Here is a 25,056-nt window from a genome sequence, read left to right as displayed (position 1 = left end):
GGCGGTGCTTTACTTGACATTGGAGCGGTCCCTTTTTATACAACGTGATTTGATGTAAGAGACGTATCCAGCAATCCTGAATATGTGAAAAGCAGCCTTTATCGGCAGGGGGGGGTGGCGGCCATCTTTTTTTCAGGAACATCCTTACATTTCCAGTTCAACAGGCGGCTTTTATCTGAGTAAGAAGATTTATACAGAAAGACTTCGATGATTTTTCTCGAAAGTCAAAGACGGTCGATACCATTCGATCGTCTTTTTTTTGTTTTTTTCTTCCTTTTTTTCGAAACGATGGTACGTCTGAGTTGTCAGCGCTTACTTAACATGTGTATGTCAGTTTTTCTAACATGAGGTGTTGATTCCACGTAAGCATTTGTTGTATTATTCAGCATATTAAGAATATTGGAGGAAAAATATGCTTCCCACTTACGCTGGTTATTCGTTGCTGCTCGTTTTTGGATTGTTTTTCACTATCGTAACGCTTGTGATGCAGCACAGAAAAAAACAGAAAATGACCGCTGAACAGTTCAGTACTGCTGGCAGAAGCATTGGTGTCGGTCTGGCAAGTGCGTCTATCATTGCTGCCTGGACATGGGCGGCTACGTTAATGATGTCCTCGGCTACAGGGTTTCAGTACGGCATCAGCGGACCGTACTGGTATGCCGCTGGTGCCTGTATCCAGGTGCTTCTTTTCGCAATTGTGGCTATCAACTTGAAGAAGCGGGCTCCGAAAGCTCACACCTTTCTTGAATTCATTGCCCAGCGCTTTGATAAGAAGAACCACCGCTTGATTATGGGCTTTGCATTGATGACCAACATTCTTGTCACCGCGATGGTCGTTCTTGGAGGAGCCATTGCTCTAAACTCTTTGACAGGTATGAATGTTTATGCCGCAGCCTTCTTGATCCCTCTTACATTCACGATCTACACCATGATTGGTGGGTTGAAAGCGTCCTTCATCGCTGATTATTTCAACACCGTTATGATTTTTGGCATTCTGGCTGTTTTCGCTGCCGCCATCTATGTGAAGTTCGGCATTGATCCAATTTATGAAGGACTTCAGAACATGCCTTCCTCCGCCTCGATGCTGACGATGGCGTCTATTCCAGGCCTTTTGTTCGGGATGGTCAATATCATTGGTAATTTTGGAGCGGTTTTTGTAGATCAGGCATACTGGCAGCGGGCAATTGCAAGTAAGGATAGTGCCGCTTCCAAAGCTTACATATACGGAGGACTCGCCTGGTTTTCCATTCCGTTTGCAATTGCTACATTTCTTGGTGTCAGCGCGGCTGGTCTTGGGGTGGCGGTATCGACACCGGATGCTGCAGCTCCGGAAATGGCCGCCTACCTGCTGGGAGGCATCGGTTCCATTTTATTTTTAGCCATGCTGTTCATGGCTGTTATGTCTACAGGAGCCGCCGAACTGACAGCTATTACGAACATCATTGTCACGGATATCTACCGGACGTCAATCCGGCCGGATGCTTCCAGTGAACAGTTATTATCAATGTCGAGAAAAGTTACTCTTGGATTCGGTTTAATGATGGGGGTTCTTTCTATTCTCCTGTTTAAGGTTGGCATAAGTCTGAGCTTTGTTTATATGGCGATGGGGATTTTTGTCAGCGGTGCAGTCATCCCGGTCACCCTCGGTCTGCTTTGGAAAAAGGCGACCAATGCCGGGACCTTTTACGGTGCGGCTTCCGGGCTTGTGCTTGGGGTTACAGCATGGCTGGTTTCCGCCTCCACTATCTATGGTGAAATCAGCGTGCAGTCGCTTGGGGAGCTGGAGCCGATGTTCTTCGGTAATATCACAGTTTTCTTAGTGAGTGGAGCTATATCCATTGGTCATGCTCTTTATGCGAATCAAACGTTTGATTTCGATTCCTTGAAAGATAAGTTCCACAGTTTTGATGAAGAAACAGATTCCGTAGAGGAGGGGTCTTATGAGCGAAAACGAGCGTCAGCTGAGTAAAGATGCTGTTATTTGTACAAGGTGGGCTTTATCCTTAACGGCCGTGTTCATCATTATTTTTCCAGGCATTATGTTTTTGACGGGGTACCAGTACAGCCTTGAATTTTTTAAAGGGTGGACATACTTGTCCTTTGGGTGGCTGATCATCGCAGGAGTGATGATTACACTGAGGCCTGTCATTGAACTGGTAAGGGACCGGAAAGCCGGGTAGGACTAAGAGATTGGGGAGGAAACTATGAAACTGACGTCACGGGAAAGAGAGAAGTTGATGATCGTACTTGCCGCCGATTTGGCACGAAGAAGGCAGGAGCGAGGGTTGAAGTTGAATTACCCTGAAGCGGTATCAATCATTACTTATGAAGTGGTGGAAGGAGCCAGGGATGGAAGAACGGTGGCTGAGCTTATGCAGTTTGGAGCTGCTGTATTGACCCGGGAAGATGTGATGGAAGGCGTTCCTGAAATGATTCCTGATATCCAGGTGGAAGCAACGTTTCCTGATGGTGTCAAGCTGGTCACAGTCCATGAACCTATACGATGAGGAGGAAATCCAGTGAAACCAGGTGAGTTTGTCCTGAGGTCAGAAACCATCCGGTGTAATGAAGGGAAAGAAGTGGTGGAAGTCACCGTTTTAAACCGGGGAGACCGGCCGGTGCAGATCGGCTCCCACTTTCATTTTTTTGAAGTGAACCCATTCCTGCGGTTTGACCGTGAAGAGGCGCGTGGACGCCATTTAAACATTCCGGCCGGCACGGCTGTCCGCTTTGAGCCGGGCGATGAAAAAACAGTCCCCCTCGTTGCTTTTTCCGGAGAAAGAAAAGTATATGGATTGAACCAACTTGTCAATGGGAGGCTTGAAGATGAGCTTTGAGATGCCGCGTCGTCAATATGCCGATATGTTTGGACCGACAAAAGGGGATGCGGTTCGGCTGGCTGATACGAACCTTTTTATTGAAGTGGAAAAAGACTATACCACGTATGGAGATGAAGTGAAATTCGGAGGAGGCAAGGTCATCCGTGACGGGATGGGGCAGCACCCTCTTGCATTAAGGGATGAAGCTGTCGATCTGGTCATTACCAATGCGGTCATTTTGGATCACTCCGGCATAATCAAAGCCGATATCGGTATAAAGGATGGGTGGATCCAAACGATTGGGAAAGCAGGGAATCCACTGTTGATGGATGGTGTCGATATCGTAATCGGGGCCTCTACAGAGGTCATTGCAGCTGAGGGGATGATTGTAACGGCAGGTGGAATTGATGCCCATGTCCATTTCATTTCACCCCAGCAGATTGAAACGGCTTTGTCTTCCGGTGTTACAACAATGATCGGAGGAGGGACAGGACCTGCCACAGGCACGAAGGCAACCACCTGCACCCCTGGATCATGGAATATTCAGAGGATGCTCGAGGCAGCAGAAGAATTTCCGATGAATCTCGGTTTCTTAGGAAAAGGAAATACCACAAGTCCAGAAGCCATTCAGGAGCAGATTGAAGCTGGAGCCGTAGGACTGAAGCTTCACGAGGACTGGGGAACGACAGCGGCGACGATTGATACATGCCTGCAGGTGGCTGATCAATTTGACGTTCAAGTGGCCATCCATACAGATACACTGAATGAAGGTGGATTCGTAGAACATACGCTGGAAGCTATCGGGGGCCGCGTCATCCATACCTATCATACAGAGGGCGCCGGCGGCGGTCATGCTCCTGACATTATTGAAGCAGCCGGATATTCCAATATTCTTCCATCGTCCACAAATCCGACCCGCCCCTACACCGTGAACACGCTGGAAGAGCATTTGGATATGCTGATGGTTTGTCACCATCTGGACCCGAGTGTTCCGGAGGATATCGCATTTGCGGACTCCCGGATCCGTAAAGAAACGATCGCGGCAGAGGATATTATGCATGACCTTGGAGTGTTCAGCATGATTTCCTCTGATTCTCAGGCGATGGGAAGAGTCGGGGAAGTAATCATGCGGACGTGGCAGACGGCCGATAAAATGAAAAAACAGCGCGGACCTTTAGAGGGGGACCATGAGCACAGTGACAATTTCCGTGCGAAACGCTACGTAGCGAAATATACGATAAACCCGGCGATAACGCATGGCATATCTGACTATGTCGGCTCTGTAGAAGAAGGGAAGTTTGCTGATTTGGTGCTCTGGGATCCAGCATTTTTTGGAGTGAAGCCTGAGCTGATTTTAAAAGGCGGCCTGATTGCCCAGAGTTTAATGGGTGATCCGAATGCAAGCATACCCACCCCACAGCCGGTGATGTACAGAGAAATGTTCGGTTCCCTCGGCAAAGCGAAAGCCTCTACAGCTATGACATTTGTATCTCAGTCCGCCTATCAAAAGGGAGTCCATCAAACACTTGGATTGGAAAAAATCGTCCGGCCGATATCAGGAGTCCGGAACTTAACGAAAAAATCGATGATTCATAACGGCGAAACGCCGTCCATTGAAGTAGACCCGCAGACCTATGTCGTCAAAGTGGATGGGGAGACGGTCCATTGTGAACCTGCAGAGACGGTAGCCATGGGGCAGCGGTATTTCTTATTTTGAGGTGATTGGATGATTATTGAAAAGGTAGCAGGCAATCTTTCAGAAACAAAAAAACGGGCCCCGCACGTCGAATATGTAAAGCTGGAAAGTGAACAGCTTCTCAAACGAGTCCAGCGTGTAACAACGGACCACGGCCGTGAAATCGGTATCCGGCTGGGTAAAAACAAAGAGCTTTCCGATGGGGACATTTTACATATCGATGAGAAAAATATGATTGTCGTAAGCGTACATAAGGATGATGTACTTGTTATACGACCTAATGATATCCGCGAAATGGGAGACATTGCTCATCAGCTGGGTAATCGGCACATTCCTGCTCAGTTCGAGGGGGAGGAAATGCTTGTCCAGTATGACTATTTAATCGAAGAACTGTTAGAGAATGAAGGCTTGGACTACTCCAGGGAAGAACGGAAGGTGCCTGAGCCATTCCGGTACATTGGCCACAGTCATGATGATTAATTGGATGCCCCTGCTGCAGCTCAGCGATTCGCAATTTCCATCCGGAGCTTTCTCACATTCGTTTGGATTTGAAACGTATATTCAGCAGGATGTCATCACAGATGCAGGGAGCTTCAAGGAAGCCCTGGCCGCTTTTTTGGATCGGCAGCTGGCGTTCAATGACGGTCTGGCCTTCTGGCTGGCTTATCAGGAAGTTAAAAATGGTGGAGTGGATCTCATCCTCGAACTGGATCACCTTCTATATGCGTCTACACCAGCAAGAGAAACCAGGGAGGGCAATCAGCGGGTGGGAAAGCGGCTGGCAAAGCTGTGTCTTGATTTGTACCCTTCCCCTCCATTGGAGCAGTATCGTAAGTGGCTGATGGAAAAAGAAGGTTATGGACACCCAGCTCTTGTGTTCGCCGTCGTTTATGGATCAATGGAAGTATCTGGATCAGCAGCCTTGGAGACGTTTTTATTCACCTCATTGAGCTCAATGGTGCAGAACGCTGTGCGAGGGATACCCATCGGACAGACGGATGGGCAGAAAATCCTCGTCGCTCTGCAGCCCCATATACAAAAAACAGTCCGGCGTATCAAGGAAGCTTCGATCGAGGATCTGGGAGCGGGAAGTCCGGGGCTGGAAATCGCCCAGATGATGCACGAACGTCTGCACGTACGGTTGTTTATGTCTTAAAAATGATTGGGAGGAATGAAATGATGGAACCGATTTGTATTGGAGTGGGAGGCCCTGTAGGGGCGGGAAAAACGATGCTTGTCGAACGGCTCACTCGTGAGTTGAAGGATGAATTGAATATGGCTGTCATCACGAACGATATTTATACAAAAGAGGATGCGCAGTTTTTACTTAAGAATGGAGTGCTTCCTGGTGACCGCGTCATTGGAGTGGAAACCGGAGGTTGTCCTCATACAGCGATACGTGAGGATGCTTCGATGAACTTTGCGGCTATTGATGAGCTGAAGGAGCGTCATCATGACCTGGATTTAATTTTCGTCGAGAGCGGCGGGGATAATCTGGCAGCGACGTTCAGCCCGGAACTGGTGGACTTCTCCATCTATATTATTGACGTGGCTCAAGGGGAGAAGATCCCCAGAAAGAGTGGACAGGGGATGATTAAATCCGACCTTTTTGTCATTAATAAAACCGACCTTGCCCCGCATGTCGGAGCAGACCTTGATGTGATGAGACAGGATACGATTACAGCCCGCGGACAGAAGCCTTTCGTGTTTACCAACTTAAAAACGAAAGAGGGGCTTTCGGAAGTCATTGAATGGATACATGAACACGCTTTTCTTAAAGGACTGCAGGCATGACACACACCGGCGTCCTTCACTTGAAAGGAGAAAAGCGCCACAGTCGAACGATCCTGTCTGGTTTTTATGAGGGAGCTTTCAAATTCACCCGTCCCGTTTACCTGGATGAGGAAACGTTGTCTGTTTATATGATTCATATCGGCGGAGGCTATGTAGACGGAGATTCTTATGTGAATGAAGTGACACTGGAAGAAGGAGCGGAGTTGAGCGTAACGAGTCAGGCGGCATCCAAAGTGTACAAAACAATATCGAAGCCGGTGGAGCAGGTGACAAGGATTCGTCTCGCAGCCGGCAGTACCCTCGATTATTGTATGGATCCTCTTATCATGTATGAGGGAGCCCGGTTCAATCAAACGACAATCGTTGATATCGATGAAACGTCATCCTTTTTCTACAACGATATTGTAACACCGGGGTGGTCCCATAATGGGGAGCCATTCCGGTATGATTGGTACCGGAACAAATTGAAGGTGACCTCCGGGGGCACCCTGGTTCTATATGATCACCTGCTGCTTGATCCTGGACTAGGAGTAGAAGGGGTATTGGAACTGGAGGGGCATTCGCATGTTGGATCCGTTGTTCTCTTTCATAAGGAGGCAGGAGTGGATTTTGTTGAAAAGCTGTCTGAACACCTGGAGCAGCAGTTTCCTTATGTCCGTTTTGGTCTATCATCGATGGATAAAGGGGGCGTCGTCATACGGATGCTGGGGGATAATACCCAGCAGCTCGAGACTGTGACAGCTGCTGTTCACACCTTTTATCGAGAAACGTTATTAAAGAAAAAAGAAATCATCTGGCGGAAGTATTAAGGAGGATCTACAATGGAAGATATGAGTTTGTTAGCTGTTTTAGGACTGGGACTGGCGCTTGGTATTAAGCACGCGTTGGAGCCGGATCATGTGATTGCTGTATCGACATCCGCGGCAAAAAGCAGGAAAGTGCTTCAATCAGCGATGACCGGTATCTATTGGGGAATCGGGCATACCTTGACCATGTTTGTATTTGGGATGGCGGTCATCCTCATGCAGGAGCAGATTCCCGAAACGTGGGCACAGTCGCTCGAAGCTCTCGTTGGAGTGATGTTGATTTTAGTTGGAGCAACAACGTTTCTTTCTTATAAAAAGTCTTCTTCAAAACAAGAAGGGCGCAGTTATAAGACCTCCGTGTTTATGGGGATTGTACACGGACTGGCAGGAAGTGCAGCCCTTGTACTATTAACGCTCAGCTCTGTGGAAAGCGCAGCTGAGGGAGCCGCATTTATTTTTATTTTTGGAGCCGGAACAATCGTGGGGATGCTTTTGTTTACAACTGTAATTGGTCTTCCTTTTGTACTTACGACTAAAAAGTGGACGATAAATAAAGGATTGACTCAGGCCGCAGGGATCATCAGCGCTGTATACGGTGTTTATTATTTATCAAGCATCTATTTCGGATAAGGGGATACATAAGGTTTAAGAGAACGTCCAATTTTTCTTCGCTGATCTGCATGTTCGAACATGCATACTGAAAATACATTCTCGATCTTCCAACGTCCGGTATAAGCCGGGCGTTTTTCTTTTTCCTATGTTTGTCTCTGGTATAATAGAAATTAGAAAAATTTGTCTGATTACAGAATATGAAAGGGAGATTTGATGAAAAAATGGATGATCCTAGTCGTCTTTCTGCTCACTGCCGCACTTACCGCCTGCAGCAGTCAGCCGGAGCCGCAGGACGCGTTCTCGGCGTATATGGACGCATGGGAACAGAAAGAGTATGAAACGATGTACAGCTATTTAAGTGAACCATCGAAAGAAGCGATTACAAAAGAGGATTTTGTCAGCCGCTATCAAGATATTTATGAAGGGATCAGCGCTGAGGAGGTATCGATTACATATGATTTTCCCGAAGAGGAAGAAAGCTATGATCAAGAGGATACACCTTCCTACGAATATACGGCTTCGGTAGATTCCAAAGCCGGCGCGATTGAATTCAGCCATCAGGCGGGTCTTGTTTATGAAGAAGGGGAAGAGGAAGACCGCTGGGCGGTGGAATGGCAGCCTGACCTCATCTTCCCCCAAATGGAAGAAGGCGATACGGTGAGGGTCACCCGACTGGATTCCAAACGCGGGGAAATATTTGACCGGGACGGGCAGGGGCTGGCTGTCAAAGGTCCGGTGAAGGAAGTTGGTATCGTACCAGGGAAGATGGAAGAGGAAGAAGCTTTGAAGGAAGGGCTTGCGGACATTCTTAAACTCTCTGTTGAACAAATCGATCAGAAACTGGAGCAGTCCTGGGTGAAGGATGATGTGTTCGTGCCGCTTGCGATGATCCCTGAAGATGATGAGGAGAGACTGACGGCTCTTGAAGAGCTGCCAGGAGGCTACATGATCAATGATGGAAAAGAAGCACGTGTTTATCCTTTAGGAGAAGCAGCCGCGCATTTGACCGGCTATATGGGTACTATCACGGCTGAAGAGATGGAAGAACGAGAAGGGGAAGGCTACAGTGTGAACGATAACATCGGGAAATCCGGCTTAGAACTGGTCATGGAGGATGAGCTCCGTGGCGAACCGGGCTGGCGTGTGTATATTGCCGATGAGACAAATGAAACGAAAGAAGTGCTCGCAGAACAGGAAGCGGAGGACGGTGAAGACGTCACGCTGACTATTTCGTCGGATGTCCAGACGGAAGTTTATGAGCAATTGAAAGACGAATCGGGGACCGCTGCGGCGATCCACCCTGAAACCGGAAGGGTGGAGGCTCTTGTGAGCACTCCTTCTTACGATCCGACAGCCCTTTCTTTAGGTCTTGGAGGAGAAGAAGTGACCTTGAACAAGTTCTCAAGAACGTACTCGCCGGGCTCAACATTTAAACCGATCACTGCAGCAGTTGGATTGGAAACAGGAACGATTAATCCGGAAGAGGAGCTGTCGATATCCGGGGAAACGTATGAGGCAGATGCCGGCTATTCTGTCACCCGTGTACCGGGAGCAGCCGAAGACAGCCGGGTAAATCTCCGCGATGCGCTCGTGCGGTCGGATAACATTTACTTCGCCCGTCAGATCGTGGACATCGGTGGAGACTCTTTCCTGGAGGAAGCAGCAGGATTTGGTTTTGGTGAGGATCTGCCGTTTTCCTATCCGATAGAAGCATCCCAGTTGATGAACGAAGATACATTTGAAAGTGAATCTCTGCTTGCGGCGACCGCCTATGGGCAGGGCCAGGTCCAGATGAGCGCTGTCCACCTGGCTGCTGCCTACACGCCGTTCATTACCGATGGGACACTGATCAAACCGCAGCTTCTGCTGAATGAGGAAGAACCTCAGGCCTGGAAAGAAGACGTCGTCAGCGCGGAAACGGCTGCTCTGATCCGTGATGATTTGACAGCGGTCGTCCAGAATGAAAACGGGACCGCCTATGAGCCGGTTGTGGAAGGCATCTCTCTTGCAGGAAAAACAGGGTCAGCGGAATTGAAGAAATCCCCGGATGAAGAGGGACCTGTGAATGGATGGTTTGTGGCCTGGGATACCGAGGATCAGGATCTGCTTGTGGCGATGATGATGGAAGATACAGAAGAAGGCAGTCACGATGTGGTGCCTAAAGTGAAGAATGTCTTCGAAAATTTGAAATAGAGTAACCGCTTCCGGAAGAAACGGTATGTAGATGATTACGTTGCGCTTATCCGTGGCTGCCTGCCAGGGGGCGACTTTGGTCCTGCAGGTGTCACCAATGAACATGCTGCGCCCCCCCCCCCCATCTAATGAGGAGTTGAAAAAAAGGGACGATCTTCTGTTAAACAAAAGATCGTCCCTTCCTATGACAAGCGGAAAACCACGTCTGACTGGAAGACGTGGTTTATTTTGTTCCTGTTGTATTGGAAGGCTTCGATTCTGTGCCTTCTTCATTGACGGTCGTTACGTAGTAGGAGTAATCGGCTGCTTCGGGATCGGTATAGGATTTCCGTTCATGTTTGGAAATACTGGCGACCTTTTCGAATGTTTCCCCGTCCTGGCTGCGGTAGACGCGGTATCCTGCTACATAATCCTCACGTACGGCATGCCAGGTAATCATCGTTCCCTGGATCTGCACGTTGGAAGGGGGCTGGATATCCTCCTGATTCTGCGTCGGTTCCTTCAGTTTTGAATACACGACGAGACGGTCCGCGTGCCCTCCGATACTGCTGAGAAATTCACCTGTACAGGTGATAAGGTTGAGACGTTTTTCATCGGAAGATCCGAAAATCGTTTCAATGGGAGAGTCATCCATCGGATAACTTTCGAGTTTTTCGACTACATAGGTCTTTTCTTCCCCGTTTTCATCGGAGACGGTAATCTCGTCTCCTTTTTCGAGTTGATCCAAGTCATAAAAAACAGCAGGACCTGTCCGGCTGTCCACGTGGCCCGCGATAACAGAGTTCCCGGTACTGCCGGGCTCCGTCCCCGGTTCAAACCATCCGGCTTTCTGCGGGTCCTCCGGTACGCCCATCTGTCCATTATCCAGAATACCGACCGATTCTACAGCAGCTTCTACATCAATGGCAGGGATGGAGATGGTGGCAGGGGTGATCCCTGTTTCTTCCTGCTTTTGATTTTTTACGACGTCAGCGGACCTCATATTTCCGTTTTTATTAATCACTGTAAATTCGCCGTCCAAAATCTCTTCTTTTTGATCCTCCGGTACATCCGTTTCTTGATAGGACGCCTGTGAAGCATTTTCAATCCGGACAACATCCGAATCGTCCTTCCAAAAAGTGAACGCATTGAATTCATAGGCGACCATAACGAGCGCTGTCAGGCCCAGTATTGTGAAGTACATTTTCCAATCGAGCTTCATGGACTGTCACCTCTCTATCATAAGGAAGGAAGAAGAGCAGAGGCTCTTCTTCCATGGTAAGCATTACTGCTTGGCTTTGCGGATGGAAATGAAACCGGCAGAAGCTGCAGCGATAACTCCGAAGGCGATCCACATCCATGTGTTCATCCCTTGATCGCTCGCTCCACCAAAGCCTGTCTTAGGCATTTCTTCCGGCATAACTTCTCCACCGAATTGATCCGGCATCTGTGTCACGACAGCACTGCTCAATGTTTCCCCGATTCCGAACATGAAAGCATATCCTTCACGGAAAGAGTCGTAAGTGGCTGCATAGTCTTCATTCACGTAGTGATCGAAGGTCTGAAGGACATCTTCCTCGTGAGCCCATACCGCTTCAACAGCATCTTCTTTTGGAAGGTTTCCTTCGGTAGCTGTACCAAGGAAGGCACCGAAGTCCTCAGAGAAGGCCATCAAGCTTTGTTCAGCCATTTTCCTTGCTTCTTCATCTTCTTCAAGAGCTGCTGTAATCACATCAGACTGGGCGTTGATATGATCCTGCTGCCATACTTTTTCAAACTGGGCCGCGCCTTCTTCCCCATAAATGGAACCGATAGCAGCTTTGAAATCAGCGGTGTGCTGGTTCTCAGCCCATGTTACGAAATCGTAGTCTTCCGCCTGGTCAAAGCCTTTCTGCATTTCAAGAACGGCTAAAGCGAAGTGTTCAGAAGCAAGAGCATTCATGTTGGAACGCAGATCTGCTGCTGGTGTATCTGCTTTTGTTCCATTAAAGGAATCCGGCATCTGCGTTACAATGGCAGAAGAGAGCGCCTTACTGATGTCGAACATACGGTTGAAACCTTCACGGAAAGCCGTGTAGGATTTCTGGTAGTCTTCGTTTACATAGTGATCAAAAACGTTAACAACGTCTTGTTCGTGAGCTTTTAATACTTCCTTAGCGGCTTCTTTGGAAAGATTTCCTTCGGTTGCTGCTGCAAGGAACGTACTGAACTCTTCTGTAAATTCTTCAACTTCCTCTTCGGCCATCTTACGGGCTTCTGGATCATCGTTTTTCGCAGCTTTTACAAAACCATCGGAATAATCGTTATGTCCGCGGAAGATTTCTTCAAACTGTGCAGCTGCTTCATCTCCATAAATGGAAGCGATCGCTGGTGTCATATCCTGTGCGTTTTGATCAAGCTTATTCCATACTTCATCAGCGTCCGGTGCGTCTTCATACGATTTCATCATAAATGTTGTAGCAAGCACAAAGTGCTCGGACAATAATTGATCAAGCGTCGATCTTAGATCGGCCGCCTCCGTCTGTGCTGATTTGTGGTGATCGGCCATGGCGACGGATGGGACAAGCAGCATCAGCGCCATCAATGTGACCAGAATTCTTTTCATTTGTTTCATGTGTACACTCTCCTTTAATTGATTTCTTACACAGCTAACGAAGATGGGCGGATATTGGATCACAATTTCCCGGAAAAAATATAGAAATTCGTGAAAGGAGTCTGTAAAGAATCAGCTGAGTTGTCATTTTTTGCTCCCTGACGCTGGGGCGGAACTTCGTATATTCTTCCGTACATGAGGGGAGAAGGCGTGTTCGAAAAAGGAAGAAAAGATGAAAATTGTGTTGACGTAAGCGCTTTCTGAGTATATAGTCTAGTTAAGGTAAACGATTACGTAAACGATTACTTGCCCGCAGGGAGAAGGAGTCAGCCATGGTTTCGATTAAAGATGTAGCCAGTAAAGCAAAGGTTTCTACAGCGACTGTATCCCATGTGATCAATGAGACACGGTATGTCGCAGAAGCAACAAAGCAGAAAGTATATTCAGCTATGAAGGATCTAAACTATCAGCCAAACCGGATTGCGCGCAGCTTAAGAAGTCAAAAGTCCAGTACGATCGGACTTCTTGTTCCTCTGGTGGCAGAGGATACGTCAAACTTTTTCTTCATGTCTGTAGCCAATGGTATTGAGCAGGTTTTAAAGGAAAACGGCTATAATCTTATTCTTAGTAATTCTAATGAACAGGCGGAAACGGAAAGAGATCAGATCCGGGTCTTCAATACCCAGTTGATTGATGGGCTTGTCATTGCCCCGGTCAACGGCAGGGAGTATGACTACAAGGAGGAATTCTCCGGTAACTATCCTGTCGTTTTTATTGATCGTCATCCAAGTACAGGTGAAGGAGACAGGGTTCTCGTAAACAACCGCCGTGGAGCGTATGAAGCCGTAACGGCTTTAATTGAAAAAGGTCACGAAAGAATTGGATTTGTGACAGGAAGTCTTGGTATTACGACGAGTGATGAGCGTCTGGAAGGATATAAAGAGGCACTGCGGGAGCGGGGGCTGACCATTGAAGAAGGGTATATGCAGGAGGGCCCTGCTACATTCAAGGAAGGGTATTCGCTGGCCGGGAAGCTTCACCGCGCTGGTGTAACGGCTTTGTTTATCGCCAACAACGTGATGACGATGGGGGCGGTCTCTTACCTTCAGGAGCAGAACATAGCTATTCCTGATGACATGGCGGTCATCGGCTATGATGACTACGATTGGATGAAAGTGACTTCTCCACCACTGTCCGTGGTCAGACAGCCGGCTTTTGAATTAGGGAAGACTGCCGTAGAGCAGTTATTAAAAAGAATTGATGGATATAAAGGAGAGCACCAGGAAATCATCTTGGACTCAGAGTTGGTACAGAGAGGTTCTTATTAAGGGCCTTCTCTTTTTCACCATAAAGTAAACGATTACGTAAACGTTTGCGAAGGCATTTAATCTTTTAGGGAGGAATGTTGGGATGAAAAGGTTCGGATACGTAGTTTTTGGGCTGATCCTGTTGTTTATGGCCGCATGTTCAAGTGACAGCACAGCGAATAGTGAGGGGGACGGCGGAGCAGGTTCTGGTGAAAATGCATCCAGTGATACAGTCGAAACCGGTTCTGTTGAAACGACTGTCGAAGCGTCGGGTGACGAAGATGTCGTGTTGGATTTCTGGATTCACCAGACCGGGGAGGATGAAACGAAAGCGTATATTGATTTGATTGATGGCTTTAATGAGGCACACGAAGATATTCACGTAAACGCAGAGGTGATCATTGATGATGGAGCCAGTGCGTACAGCGACAGTATAAACGCAGCCCTCGTAGCCGGAAATCTTCCGGATGTGATGGCTGTGGACGGTCCATATGTCGCAAGTTTTGCGGATGCGGGGGTTATCCAGCCGATTGATGATTATATCGATGAGGAAACGAAGAACCAATATGTAGATTCAATCATCCAGCAGGGGACGTACGATGACCAGCTGTATTCTCTTGGAGCCATGGAAGCGTCCGTTATGCTCTACTACAACAAAGACCTTTTAGAGGAAGCGGGGATTGAGCCGGCGGAATCGCTTGAAGAAGCATGGACGTGGGATGAATTGATGGATCATGCGAAGTCGTTGACGAACGATGATCAATACGGGTTGAATCTGTTCATGAATTATGGAGTCGGGGAGTGGCTGACATTTATGGGGGCTCCTTTAGCCTGGTCCAACGGAGGTGGCTTGATTTCTGAAGATGGCACAGAAGTGGATGGTTACTTAAACAGTCCCGAAACCCTTGAATCGCTTCAGTACGTGAAGTCGTTGTTTGAAGAAGGGGTTGTGACGGAAAGTCCTGGTGAAATGCAGTTTGAAGAAGGGAAGGCTGCTCTTGCTCTCGGTGGTCCGTGGATTGCTGTATCTGCAGAGGACGCCGGCTTGAACTGGGGGATGATGCCTTATCCGTATAAAGATGAAAGGGTTTCCCCATCGGGAAGTATGGCTTATGCGGTTACGAACAATACAGAACATCCTGAGCAGGCGGCTGAACTTATGAAGTGGATGACTAATGAAGAAGCGGCGATCAAGATTTCCGAAGCAACCGGTATGCCTCCTGCGCAAAAATCCGCTTTCGAAAATATGGATAAATTTAATGAGAGACCATGGAGTGTGATGAAAGAGCAGGTCATTGAAACCGCTCATGCCCGACCATCGACACCGGCGTATCCGGTTCTTACCGATGCTTTTGCCCAGTCTTTCCATGCCGCTGCCCTCGGTGAGGATGTAGAAAGCGTTGTGGAACAGCAGGTCCAGCGTGTGAAGCGGGAATTGAAACGTTTTGAAGAATAATCCTCATATTCAGAGCCTGATCAGGCTCTGAATCCTTTTCAATCGAGTTTCAGCTTTTATTAAGAAAGGAGAACCATCCATGAGTGGGAACAGTTCCTCAGCGAAATCCCTGACCAGTGATCGCACGCCGTCTCACACCCGCAGGCCATTGCAGAAAGTACCATCCCCTAAGAAACAGAAACGAAGGAAGTCTCAAGCTTTTCAGGAAGCCGTTACAGGATATTTCTTTCTTGCTCCGGCTTTGATCCTTCTGGGCGTCTTTCTCCTGTACCCGATGGGGGCAGCCTTTTATTACAGCTTCACAGACTTTTATATTTTAAAGCCGGACGATATCTCGTGGATCGGCCTGGAAAATTTCACATACATTCTGCAGGATGCAGAGTTCAGGCAGGCCTTTTGGAATACAGTCTATTTTTCGGTGATTGTTGTACCGGTTCAACTGGCTGTAGCGCTGGTCCTTGCACTGCTGATTAACAAAAAAATCCGTTTCCGGGTATTTTTTCGAACCGCTTTTTTCTCACCAGTCGTCATGTCTTTAGTTGTTGTATCGATTTTGTGGACCTTTATGTACAACCCGAATGAAGGGCTGATCAACCAGCTCCTTGGTTTAGTCGGAATCCAGCCGCAGCCATTCCTGACCAGCCCGGATCAAGCGATGAATTCGATTATTGTCATGTCTGTGTGGCAGGGCGCTGGTTTTCAAATGATGATTTTTCTATCCGGCCTTCAAAATATCCCCAATCATTTGTATGAAGCGGCTGATATTGACGGAGCAAGCAGCTGGCAGAAGTTTCTGCATGTGACCCTGCCCGGTCTGAAAAACATTGCCTTATTCATTTTCATAACCATCAGTATTGCTGCTTTTAAGCTCCTTGTCCAGCCGATGATCATGACACAGGGAGGACCGCTCGGCTCTACGAAGTCTCTCGTCTACCATATCTATGAAACTGGCTTTAACTATCGTGATGTCGGTTATGCTTCGGCGATGGCTGTCGTCTTTACCGTTATTGTCCTTGTGATCACCATTGTTCAGCGGGTCCTTGTCCGGGAAGAGAGGGGGTAGGGAAATGAAAAGGAAAAAACAGATGCAGACCGTAGTTTTGTATACGTCTTTAATTCTATTGACCTTTATATTTTTATTCCCGCTTATTTGGATGCTGGTTTCATCTTTGAAAAACGAGTTTCAGATTTTCAAGGATATGAAGTCTCTGCAGGCTTTTCTGCCTCCAGCACCAAGTGAAGTGGAAGGCGGCTATTTTCAAAACTATATCGCAGCTTTCCAACGTGTGGATCTGCTTCGGTATATCATCAATAGTCTAATTTATACGACAGGCATTATCGTGTTCGGACTGGTCGTAAATTCGATGGCAGGGTACGCTCTTGCAAGGTTCCGGTTTCCTCTGGCTGGTTTTTGGCTGGGGGTGATCATCGCTACTTTAATCATCCCGCCGGAGAGCATTTTCCTTCCATTGTATGTTCTTGTGTATGATCTCGGATGGGTGAATACCTACACAGGATTAATCGTGCCGTTTATCGCGAATGCCTTTGCGATGTTTCTCTTCCGACAGTTCTTTCTTGATTTCCCTAAAGAACTGGAAGAGGCAGCTAAAATTGATGGATGCTCACAGATCGGCATTTTCTTCCGGATTATTGTTCCGCTGTCGAAGCCGGTTTTTGCAACCGTAGCGATTGTGCTGTTCATCAATCATTGGAACGATTTCCTGTGGCCGCTTGTTGTGGCATCGGATGAAAGCATGCGTACCATTCAGATCGGCCTTCAATACTTCATGAACGAACCGCCGATTAAATGGGGGCAGGTCATGGCAGCTCTTACGATTGCAACGGTTCCTATGCTTTTAATTTTCACGTTTTTACAGCGTTACTATGTTCAGGGCCTGACTCATACAGGTTCGAAGAATTAACAGGAAGGAGTGTGCAGCCGTTATGACACATTACGAAACGATGCCGGCCCATGGCTATTATAAAGAAAAGTACCGCCCTCACCTCCATTTTACACCCGAGCAGATGTGGATGAATGACCCGAACGGACTCGTCTACTTTGAGGGAGAGTACCATTTGTTTTATCAATACCATCCGTACAGTACACAGTGGGGGCCGATGCACTGGGGACATGCGGTAAGCCGGGACCTGGTGACTTGGGAGCACCTGCCTGTCGCTCTGCATCCGGATGAGCAGGGGATGATTTTTTCAGGGAGTGCAGTGGTTGATCATGAGGATACCACCGGTTTTTTTGACGGAGGTAAAGGACTGGTCGCTGTTTATACAAGTGCTGATGGTGACCTTCAGCGGCAGAGCATTGCCTACAGTAAAGACCGTGGACGGACGTGGGCTAAATATGACGGAAATCCTGTACTGGAGAATCCCGGCATTGCAGACTTTCGTGATCCGAAAGTGTTCTGGCATTCGTCCTCTTCCCGATGGGTGATGGTATTAGCTGCTGGAAAACAGGTGCAGCTGTTTACATCGGAAAATCTAAAGCAGTGGACCTTTGCCAGTTCTTTTGGGGAAGGGTGGGGAGAACAGAAAGGGACATGGGAGTGCCCTGATTTGTTTCCTATGATCAATGAAAAGACTGGAGTTGAAGAGTGGGTCCTGATGATCGGCATTGATGCCGGAGGACCATGCGGAGGTTCAGGGACACAGTATTTTACGGGAGTTTTTGACGGGTCTGCCTTTTTCCCTGACCAGCAGCAGGATGAAGTCAAGTGGCTTGATTTCGGGAAAGACTTTTATGCTGCCCAGTCTTTTTCAGACCTTCGTGACCGGCGTGTGATTATCGCTTGGATGAGTAACTGGCAGTACGCCAACGACGTACCGACCTATCCTTGGAGAAGTGCGATGACCCTCCCGAGAGAACTGATGCTTACAAAGGTTTCCGGGAAGAGTGTGCTGAAGCAGATGCCGGTGGCTGATTCGATCCAATCTATGGACAACAGCGCTCCAGGCAGCGGGGTTCAACTGCTCCCTGGATCTCCGCACATTCAATCACAGCCTGATGCCCCCTTTGTATGGAAAATCACCTTGGAGCTCCAGGCAGACTCCCATGTGGAAGGTACGGTTTTTCATACGGGTGAAGGCGGATATCGCTTTGGTGTCGAAAAAGGAAGGGCGTATGTGGTCCGGGATGAATGTGTGCCTGCTTTTTCCGACCATTACGCTGCCGTATGCACAGCTGACATAGCTGGCAGTCTCGATGAGGTTACCTTGACGGTCGTTTGTGATTTTTCGTCAGTGGAAATGTTTGTAAATACTGGAGAGATCGGTATGACAAATCTGTACTTTCCTCAAACCGGCCTGTCCCACCTCATGAAGCTGGAAAGTATAAAAGGGTATGCGGCCGTGAAGGACATGGTCATTGATCAACGGCCCTCGATCTGGGCAGAAAACCATTCCTGAAAGGAGAGAATATTCATGAAAGGAACCGGCGCTGTTATTTATCAATGCTGTGACTGGCTGATGCGGCTGGCTGTTCTCAACATATTATGGCTGACATTCAGCATGGCAGGGCTGCTCGTTTTCGGCGTGTTTCCAGCTTCAGCTGCTGCTTCAGCTTTATTGAAGGAGTGGGTGGCAGGAGAGCGGCCGGCGTCGCTTTCCTATTTCCGACGTATCTATCGAAAGTCTTTCTTTTCTTCCAATACGGTTTTTACAGGAGGATCCCTCGTCTTTATTCTCCTTGGTCTGAACTTATATACAAGTCTGCAGTTTCAGGGAATTCTATTTTACCTGTTTGTCAGCGGCACCATTTTTCTTATGTCCGGCCTTTTTCTTCTGCTTATGCTGACGCTTCTCCCGCTGGGCAGCGGTGAAAAGACAATGCCTTCGCTTCGACGCGCCTTTCATCTGCTCATGTGCTATCCGGGCCGGCTTGTTTCATTGTCCACCGGGATCGTACTGCTGTTGGTGTGCATCCGGTATGTCCCAGGGATTTTACCTCTCTATTCTGTGAACCTTATTCTCTTCTTGGTAGTGGCTTTGTTTACGAATCAACTGCGTTTGGATGCTGTTTCATAATCAGAAAGAGGCGGTGGTGAGCCGTCTCCTTTTGTATACGTGTAATGTGATGATAAATGAAAAATTTTTATAACAAAATGACAGCGCTTACAAAATAAAGGAGGAATTCGATTGACTTGGAGGTTCCCGAAGATTGTATTTGTGTTGTTCTTTTTTTTCGTAATGGGTGTGCTGTTGCCGGCGGTGGTGACAGCGGAAACGTCTGCCTATCGCTCTGCTTTTCATTATTCCCCGGATGAGAACTGGATGAACGATCCCAATGGTCTCGTCTATTACGATGGGGAATACCATTTGTTTTATCAGCACAACCCTGCTGGTAATGTGTGGGGGCCTATGTATTGGGGGCATGCCGTCAGTGAAGACCTCATCAACTGGAAGGAGCTTTCTCCAGCTCTTTTTCCAGATGAGAAAGGATTCATCTGGTCGGGGAGTGTTGTTGTAGATGAACAAAATACCTCGGGCTTTAAGAACGGGTCAACGGCACCGATGGTCGCTCTTTTTACGCAGGAGAAAAATGGCGGTCAGATCCAGAGTCTTGCCTACAGTCATGACAAAGGAAGGTCATGGACCATGTATGAGGGCAATCCTGTGATTGACAGGCCTGAGGGGAAGGATGTGTACCGGGATCCAAAAGTATTCTGGCATGAAGCAACTGAACAATGGGTGATGCTTCTTTCCGGAGGACAGTCCATTGAATTCTATCAGTCGAAAGATTTAAAGACGTGGGATCATGTCGATACGTTCGAGCGCCCAAGCGGTGGAGAAGGTGTCTGGGAGTGCCCGGACCTTGTACGGCTCCCAGTGGAAGGAAAGGAAAATGAGTATAAATGGGCTTTGATAGTCAGCATCAGTGAAGGTGCCGAAGCAGGCGGCTCAGGGATGGAATATTATATCGGTGAATTCAACGGTTCACAGTTTCAGTCCGAACAAGGACCTGTTCCTTTTGATTTTGGGTCAGACATGTATGCCGGGGTCACATGGAACAATCTACCTGAAGAACAGAACAGAACCGTGCTGATCGGATGGATGAACAATTGGCAGTATGGACAGGAAATTCCCTCCGACGGTTCCAGGGGTACCATGTCCCTTCCACGTGAGTTGACTCTCCTGGACGAGGGAGGAGGAACGTACAGCATCCAGCAGCAGCCGGCAGAGGAGTTTGGTCAGTTGAAGGAGGAAGGAAAGGAGTGGGAACAACAAACGTTGAGCGGGGAGAAATCGTTTGGTGAAGTGGAGGATCTCATCCAAATTGAAGCATCCTTTGATATGCAAAAGACAACAGCTTCAGAACTTGGACTGAAGCTTACGAATGAAAGTGGAGAGGAAACGGTGATTTCCATATTTCCAGAAGAGGAAAAAATGGCTCTTGACCGAACAGCTTCAGGGGAAAGTGATTTTTCTGAGCATTTCGCAGCTGTTCATAACGGACCGATGAAAAGCGGGGATGGAACGGTGGACCTGTCTATCATCATTGACCGGAATTCGATTGAAATGTTCGCAGATAACGGAAGGTCGGTATGGACCGATCAGATTTTCAGAGATACATCCCAGTCAGAACTCCATGCTTACAGCCGGAACGGAGAAGCAGCGGTGACCATGCTGCGTATAACTCCTCTGAAATCAGCTCCTTCCGAAAAAGCTTTGGACGAAGTGCCGGCCTTTTCTCCGGAAACTTTGGAAAACGGGGGGTTTGAAACAGGGGATCTGACCGGGTGGACAGCGGCCGGAAGCGCGTTTTCCTCAGGTGTATCCGAAGTAGAGACGTATTGGGAGGGAAACTCCTTCGATCATGAAGGGGACTACCATTTGTGGGGATTTTCGGAGGATGTTCCGGATTCCGACTTTCGTACAGGGACGCTTCAGTCCGCTCCCTTTACACTGTCCGGACAGGGGAAAGTGGACTTCTTAGTCGGCGGTGGTGAGGATCTTGACCGGCTGTATGTCTCCCTTGTCCGTGCTGAAGATGGGAAGGAATTGTTTAAAGCTACAGGAGCCGATGATGAAAAGTATCGGCGTGTTTCCTGGGATGCTTCTGATTATATAGGTGAAACCCTTTATATCAAAGTGGTGGATTTTCATACAGAAGGGTTCGGTCATCTGAATGTGGATGACTTCCAGGTTTACCATGAAGGAAGTCCGGAAACCAACACGCTGATCAATGGAGACTTTGAAACTGGTGATCTTACGGGATGGACCGCAGTGGAAGGAGAGGCCTTTACTGATCAAAGTATCACCGACCAGACGGATTGGGGTTGGGGAGGCCCTTTTAATCATAACGGGGATTACCATCTGTGGGGGGCTTTGGGAAATGGGGACGACCAGACAGGTGTGCTGCATTCCAATGTCTTCACCTTGTCAGGCACAGGAGAAATCTCCTTTTTAATCGGTGGTGGAAACAATCCTGATAAACTGTATGTGGCCTTAGTGAGAGCTTCGGATGATAAGGAATTGATTAAAGCTTCCAATGAAAAATGGGAAGACAGCGAGGCCTATCACGAAGTTATGTGGGATGCTTCCGATTATAGGGGAGAAGAGGTATACCTGAAAATTGTGGACCGCGCCGCCGGCGGGTGGGGACATATTAATGTCGATCATTTCCAGGTCAACCAGACCGGCACACTCGTCCACTATCCGTTTGATGAGGAGCAGGGGGCTGTCACTAAAGAAGCTGTCAGCAGCGAAGTAGATCCCGTCCATTATGTATTTAATGAGGCTGAATATAAAGCAGATTCCGACCCATTATGGCGGAAAGGGTTAAAGGACAATGCGCTGTTGTTTGATGGGTACTCCACATGGGTGACGCAGAAGGCAGAGGATGTAATTCAGCCCGAAGATGCTTTAACGGTTGAGGGCTGGGTGGCCCCGAGATCCTATGAATGGGGGGACCTGAATCAGGTGTCGGCCATCGTCAATCAGCACGATCCAGGGAAAAAGGAAGGATATGTGCTCGGGATGGGTCGTCACGGAGTTCTGGCTTTCAAGGCAGGCATTGGAGGGGAATGGGTGGAAGTGGATTCCGGTGACCATATGATTGAAAAAGATCAATGGTCTCATGTCGCTGGTGTATTTGACCATCGTGAGCAGAAGCTGCGCGTCTATATCAATGGTGAACTTGTCGGAGAATCATCGACGCCATCCGGTTCTCTTGCCTCATCCGAAGAAGATTTACTCATAGGAAAGCATAACAAGGCCGCTCTCTTAAACGGGGTTTTTGAAGCCAACATGTTTCACGGATTGATGGATGACGTGAAGATTTCCAATGAAGCTAAAACGACCGAACAACTGAAAAAATCTTTTGATGATACGGTCGGCGGTATGGAGGGAGGGGAACTTCCTAAACCGGAGCTGTACTGGGATCGTAACCGTTATGCCGGGGATCAGCATCGTCCACAGTATCATTTCATGCCGCCTGAGCATTGGATGAATGAACCGCATGCCCCGCTCTATTTTGGTGGAAAATACCACATCTTTTATCAGAAGAACCCTCAAGGACCGTATTGGCATCAGATTCACTGGGGGCACGCGGTGAGTGAGGATCTCGTCCATTGGGAAGAAATGCCGGAGGCTCTGGCACCGGAGAAAGGATCGGTGGCACCGGACGGGGTTTGGTCCGGAAGTGCTGTCGTGGATAACGGTGAACCTTACTTATTCTTCACGGCCGGTGATGACAGCAGATTCCCGAACCAGATGACTGGTCTTGCCGTCAGTGAGAATCCAGAGGATCCCTTATTGAAAGACTGGCGGATGCTGGATGAGCCTGTCACTGTACAGGAGGAAAATCTGCCCGCAGAAGACGGGGAGGTCATGTATGGGCAGTTCCGCGATCCGTTCGTCTTCAAAGACGGCGATACATGGTATCAATTAATGGGATCCGGAATTGATCAAGTCGGGGGGACGGCTCTGTTGTATTCGTCCAAGGATTTAAAGAATTGGACGTATGAAAAACCGTTTTTCACAGGAGATTCGGAAACGTATCCGAAAACCGGGGATGTGTGGGAACTTCCGGTCTTCCTTCCGATCGGTAAAGATGACACAGGAAAAGAAAAGTATGCTTTCTTTATCAATCCATGGTTTGACGGCTACAGCCCTCACAATGTGAAATATACGTTCTACTGGGTGGGGACATGGGATGCGGCCAAACTGGAATTTGTACCGGATCATGAAGAACCGCGGCAGTTTGATTATGGAGAGCACTTCACAGGTCCAAGCGGCATGATTGATGAGGATGGCACACCGCTTTTATTCAGCATCGCCCAGGATAAGCGAAGCGAGCAGGAACATTATGATGCTGGATGGGCTCATAATGCCGGCCTTCCCGTTGAACTTTCTCTAAGTCGTAGGGGGGATCTTGGATTGAAACCGATCGAAGAGCTGGAAACGCTGCGTGGCAGCCAGCTTGTCTCCATGAAGAATCAGTCGATGGAGCAGGCAAATGAACAGATAGAGGATGTAGAAGGAGATTTGTTGGAGGTTGTTCTCGAGATCGATATGAAAGAGGCGGATAAAGCAGGACTGAAGGTTCGGCAGAGTAAGGAAAGCGGGGAAGAAACCCTGCTGTTCTATGATCAATCAGAAGAGCACTTTGCGATTGACCGGAACGACTCCAGTTTGAATCCTGATGTCAGCAAGGGAATCCAAGGTGGAGAGCTATTGTTGGAAGACGGGAACTGGAATCTCCACGTTTATCTGGATCGTTCCATGGTTGAAGCCTATGCCAATGAGCAGAAGAGTATAACGTCCCGTGTTTATCCAACGAGTTATGACGCCCTCGGCATTGAACTTTGGAGTGAAGGGGGAGAAGTGGAAGTTGTTTCTATGGACGTATGGGAATTGAACGGAGCATTTGGTGAAGTCGAACCGGTGTATGAGAAGGAGCAGCCGACGGTACCTCCTCATGGGGAACTGCCGAACCATGACTTTCAAAATGGTGATTTATCGGGATGGAATGTTGTGGAGGGGGACGCTTTCTCGGATGCCCATATTACAGCAAAACAGGACTGGGGATGGGGCGGTCCGTTTGGTCAGGCGGAGGATTCCACAGATCTCGAACGCTTCCACTTGTGGGGATTCCTGGATGCTGCCGGCGGAGATGCAGCTACTGGTGTGATGGAGTCCGAAGTATTTGAACTCTCCGGGAGCGGACAAATTGATTTTCTAATCGGTGGAGGAAAAAATGTCGAAGAACTGTCCGTCGCACTCGTCAGGGCTTCCGACGATCAAGTGCTGAAAGAGGCCACTGGAAGAAATGCAGAAACCTACCGCCGTGTCGAATGGGATGCCTCCGAGTTTATCGGAGAGCAGCTGTTGATCCGCGTAACTGACCGGGCCACAGGTGGATGGGGACATATCAACGTGGATGATGTGAATGTGCCCACAGCCTTAAGTGAGGAGGCTCAACTTTTTCAACAGTTGAAAGATATGCCGTTAACCACCAGTAAAGATTTAGATAAGAAAATCGATCTTTATGAAAAAGTAAAGAAACAACAGGCAGCCGGCAAAGGAGAGCTGGACTTGATCAGGGCGGACATGCTGGGTTTCCTTCTGGATCAACTTCGTTTGAAAAAGAAAGACTATACCTTGACTGATCAACAGCTTCCGTTCCTTGTTCAGTATGCGATTGAAGAAACCGGAGCGGAAGATGAGTCTGACTATGGGGAAGTCCAGGGGTTTGTCATGAAGAGGGTAAATAAACATGCGACTGGAAAACAGGTGCGGGATGTGATTGAACACCATTTGTCCTAGATCCTGAAACCGTTGGTTGATAAG

20 protein-coding genes are annotated in these 25,056 nt (G+C 48.2%); 18 read left to right on the top strand and 2 right to left on the bottom strand.

What is annotated here, in order from left to right:
• Nucleotides 1-412: 412 nt before the first annotated feature.
• The 11 genes from GLV97_RS06870 (at nucleotide 413) to GLV97_RS06820 (ending at nucleotide 9,920) form a co-directional block, all read left to right on the top strand.
• On the top strand, nucleotides 413-1,969 hold the full coding sequence (locus GLV97_RS06870; RefSeq protein WP_160889366.1) for a sodium:solute symporter family protein: 1,557 nt from the start codon (nucleotides 413-415) through the stop codon (nucleotides 1,967-1,969).
• A complete protein-coding gene (locus GLV97_RS06865) occupies nucleotides 1,941-2,180 on the top strand; it encodes a hypothetical protein (protein WP_160839333.1) in 240 nt (79 codons plus the stop codon). The genes GLV97_RS06870 and GLV97_RS06865 overlap by 29 nt, the downstream gene beginning before the upstream one ends.
• Before the next feature lie 24 nt (nucleotides 2,181-2,204).
• The gene (locus GLV97_RS06860; RefSeq protein ID WP_160839331.1) at nucleotides 2,205-2,507 is read left to right on the top strand and encodes an urease subunit gamma; all 303 of its coding nucleotides are present in this window, start codon (nucleotides 2,205-2,207) and stop codon (nucleotides 2,505-2,507) included.
• Between the two features lie 12 nt (nucleotides 2,508-2,519).
• Nucleotides 2,520-2,837, top strand: coding sequence for an urease subunit beta (locus GLV97_RS06855; protein ID WP_160839329.1), 318 nt, complete (start codon nucleotides 2,520-2,522; stop codon nucleotides 2,835-2,837).
• Nucleotides 2,827-4,536, top strand: coding sequence for an urease subunit alpha (gene ureC, locus GLV97_RS06850; protein WP_160889365.1), 1,710 nt, complete (start codon nucleotides 2,827-2,829; stop codon nucleotides 4,534-4,536). The genes GLV97_RS06855 and ureC overlap by 11 nt, the downstream gene beginning before the upstream one ends.
• A gap of 9 nt (nucleotides 4,537-4,545) precedes the next feature.
• Nucleotides 4,546-4,995, top strand: coding sequence for an urease accessory protein UreE (locus tag GLV97_RS06845; RefSeq protein ID WP_160839325.1), 450 nt, complete (start codon nucleotides 4,546-4,548; stop codon nucleotides 4,993-4,995).
• Nucleotides 4,988-5,671: an urease accessory protein UreF gene (locus tag GLV97_RS06840; protein WP_237418584.1), complete on the top strand. Its 684-nt coding sequence runs from the start codon at nucleotides 4,988-4,990 to the stop codon at nucleotides 5,669-5,671. The genes GLV97_RS06845 and GLV97_RS06840 overlap by 8 nt, the downstream gene beginning before the upstream one ends.
• A gap of 23 nt (nucleotides 5,672-5,694) precedes the next feature.
• The gene (gene ureG, locus GLV97_RS06835) at nucleotides 5,695-6,309 is read left to right on the top strand and encodes an urease accessory protein UreG (protein ID WP_160839597.1); all 615 of its coding nucleotides are present in this window, start codon (nucleotides 5,695-5,697) and stop codon (nucleotides 6,307-6,309) included.
• Entirely contained in the window at nucleotides 6,306-7,118 is an 813-nt protein-coding gene (locus GLV97_RS06830; protein ID WP_160889364.1) for an urease accessory protein UreD, read from the top strand. The genes ureG and GLV97_RS06830 overlap by 4 nt, the downstream gene beginning before the upstream one ends.
• Before the next feature lie 12 nt (nucleotides 7,119-7,130).
• A complete protein-coding gene (locus GLV97_RS06825; protein ID WP_160839319.1) occupies nucleotides 7,131-7,745 on the top strand; it encodes a sulfite exporter TauE/SafE family protein in 615 nt (204 codons plus the stop codon).
• A gap of 195 nt (nucleotides 7,746-7,940) precedes the next feature.
• Entirely contained in the window at nucleotides 7,941-9,920 is a 1,980-nt protein-coding gene (locus GLV97_RS06820; RefSeq protein ID WP_160889363.1) for a penicillin-binding transpeptidase domain-containing protein, read from the top strand.
• Between the two features lie 223 nt (nucleotides 9,921-10,143).
• Here GLV97_RS06820 and GLV97_RS06815 read toward each other — a convergent pair whose 3' ends face one another.
• Both GLV97_RS06815 and GLV97_RS06810 read right to left on the bottom strand, forming a co-directional pair.
• Nucleotides 10,144-11,121, bottom strand: coding sequence for a class F sortase (locus GLV97_RS06815; protein ID WP_160889362.1), 978 nt, complete (start codon nucleotides 11,119-11,121; stop codon nucleotides 10,144-10,146).
• Nucleotides 11,122-11,184: 63 nt separating this feature from the next.
• Nucleotides 11,185-12,513 carry a copper amine oxidase gene (locus tag GLV97_RS06810; protein ID WP_160889361.1) on the bottom strand — a complete coding sequence of 443 codons (1,329 nt, stop codon included), beginning with the start codon at nucleotides 12,511-12,513 and terminating at the stop codon, nucleotides 11,185-11,187.
• A gap of 311 nt (nucleotides 12,514-12,824) precedes the next feature.
• Between GLV97_RS06810 and GLV97_RS06805 the strand changes: the two genes are divergently transcribed.
• From GLV97_RS06805 to GLV97_RS06775, 7 genes are all read left to right on the top strand, one after another.
• On the top strand, nucleotides 12,825-13,820 hold the full coding sequence (locus GLV97_RS06805; protein WP_160839311.1) for a LacI family DNA-binding transcriptional regulator: 996 nt from the start codon (nucleotides 12,825-12,827) through the stop codon (nucleotides 13,818-13,820).
• Between the two features lie 82 nt (nucleotides 13,821-13,902).
• The gene (locus GLV97_RS06800) at nucleotides 13,903-15,255 is read left to right on the top strand and encodes an ABC transporter substrate-binding protein (RefSeq protein ID WP_160889360.1); all 1,353 of its coding nucleotides are present in this window, start codon (nucleotides 13,903-13,905) and stop codon (nucleotides 15,253-15,255) included.
• A 79-nt stretch (nucleotides 15,256-15,334) separates the two neighbouring features.
• Nucleotides 15,335-16,318 (top strand): carbohydrate ABC transporter permease, encoded by a 984-nt coding sequence (locus GLV97_RS06795; RefSeq protein ID WP_160889359.1) that lies wholly within the window; start codon nucleotides 15,335-15,337, stop codon nucleotides 16,316-16,318.
• Nucleotides 16,319-16,322: 4 nt separating this feature from the next.
• On the top strand, nucleotides 16,323-17,177 hold the full coding sequence (locus tag GLV97_RS06790) for a carbohydrate ABC transporter permease (RefSeq protein ID WP_160889358.1): 855 nt from the start codon (nucleotides 16,323-16,325) through the stop codon (nucleotides 17,175-17,177).
• Nucleotides 17,178-17,199: 22 nt separating this feature from the next.
• Nucleotides 17,200-18,672: a glycoside hydrolase family 32 protein gene (locus GLV97_RS06785; protein WP_160889357.1), complete on the top strand. Its 1,473-nt coding sequence runs from the start codon at nucleotides 17,200-17,202 to the stop codon at nucleotides 18,670-18,672.
• A gap of 15 nt (nucleotides 18,673-18,687) precedes the next feature.
• Nucleotides 18,688-19,290, top strand: coding sequence for a DUF624 domain-containing protein (locus GLV97_RS06780; protein WP_160839301.1), 603 nt, complete (start codon nucleotides 18,688-18,690; stop codon nucleotides 19,288-19,290).
• 111 nt (nucleotides 19,291-19,401) lie between these two features.
• A complete protein-coding gene (locus tag GLV97_RS06775) occupies nucleotides 19,402-25,032 on the top strand; it encodes a GH32 C-terminal domain-containing protein (RefSeq protein ID WP_160889356.1) in 5,631 nt (1,876 codons plus the stop codon).
• Nucleotides 25,033-25,056: the final 24 nt, after the last annotated feature.

The organism is Halobacillus litoralis (assembly GCF_009856355.1).
In the GTDB taxonomy this organism is placed as follows: Bacteria; Bacillota; Bacilli; order Bacillales; family Halobacillaceae; genus Halobacillus; species Halobacillus litoralis_B.
Note: the sequence above shows the minus strand (reverse complement) of the source record. Positions and strands in the feature narration are given on the sequence as shown.

What these genes read in the sequence shown, in the direction of transcription:
- GLV97_RS06870 (WP_160889366.1), top strand. Translation starts at nt 413, where the DNA reads ATGCTTCCCACTTACGCTGGTTATTCGTTGCTGCTCGTTTTTGGATTG.
- GLV97_RS06865 (WP_160839333.1), top strand. Translation starts at nt 1,941, where the DNA reads ATGAGCGAAAACGAGCGTCAGCTGAGTAAAGATGCTGTTATTTGTACA.
- GLV97_RS06860 (WP_160839331.1), top strand. Translation starts at nt 2,205, where the DNA reads ATGAAACTGACGTCACGGGAAAGAGAGAAGTTGATGATCGTACTTGCC.
- ureC (WP_160889365.1), top strand. Translation starts at nt 2,827, where the DNA reads ATGAGCTTTGAGATGCCGCGTCGTCAATATGCCGATATGTTTGGACCG.
- GLV97_RS06845 (WP_160839325.1), top strand. Translation starts at nt 4,546, where the DNA reads ATGATTATTGAAAAGGTAGCAGGCAATCTTTCAGAAACAAAAAAACGG.
- GLV97_RS06840 (WP_237418584.1), top strand. Translation starts at nt 4,988, where the DNA reads ATGATTAATTGGATGCCCCTGCTGCAGCTCAGCGATTCGCAATTTCCA.
- ureG (WP_160839597.1), top strand. Translation starts at nt 5,695, where the DNA reads ATGGAACCGATTTGTATTGGAGTGGGAGGCCCTGTAGGGGCGGGAAAA.
- GLV97_RS06830 (WP_160889364.1), top strand. Translation starts at nt 6,306, where the DNA reads ATGACACACACCGGCGTCCTTCACTTGAAAGGAGAAAAGCGCCACAGT.
- GLV97_RS06825 (WP_160839319.1), top strand. Translation starts at nt 7,131, where the DNA reads ATGGAAGATATGAGTTTGTTAGCTGTTTTAGGACTGGGACTGGCGCTT.
- GLV97_RS06820 (WP_160889363.1), top strand. Translation starts at nt 7,941, where the DNA reads ATGAAAAAATGGATGATCCTAGTCGTCTTTCTGCTCACTGCCGCACTT.
- GLV97_RS06815 (WP_160889362.1), bottom strand. Translation starts at nt 11,121, where the DNA reads ATGAAGCTCGATTGGAAAATGTACTTCACAATACTGGGCCTGACAGCG.
- GLV97_RS06810 (WP_160889361.1), bottom strand. Translation starts at nt 12,513, where the DNA reads ATGAAACAAATGAAAAGAATTCTGGTCACATTGATGGCGCTGATGCTG.
- GLV97_RS06805 (WP_160839311.1), top strand. Translation starts at nt 12,825, where the DNA reads ATGGTTTCGATTAAAGATGTAGCCAGTAAAGCAAAGGTTTCTACAGCG.
- GLV97_RS06800 (WP_160889360.1), top strand. Translation starts at nt 13,903, where the DNA reads ATGAAAAGGTTCGGATACGTAGTTTTTGGGCTGATCCTGTTGTTTATG.
- GLV97_RS06795 (WP_160889359.1), top strand. Translation starts at nt 15,335, where the DNA reads ATGAGTGGGAACAGTTCCTCAGCGAAATCCCTGACCAGTGATCGCACG.
- GLV97_RS06790 (WP_160889358.1), top strand. Translation starts at nt 16,323, where the DNA reads ATGAAAAGGAAAAAACAGATGCAGACCGTAGTTTTGTATACGTCTTTA.
- GLV97_RS06785 (WP_160889357.1), top strand. Translation starts at nt 17,200, where the DNA reads ATGACACATTACGAAACGATGCCGGCCCATGGCTATTATAAAGAAAAG.
- GLV97_RS06780 (WP_160839301.1), top strand. Translation starts at nt 18,688, where the DNA reads ATGAAAGGAACCGGCGCTGTTATTTATCAATGCTGTGACTGGCTGATG.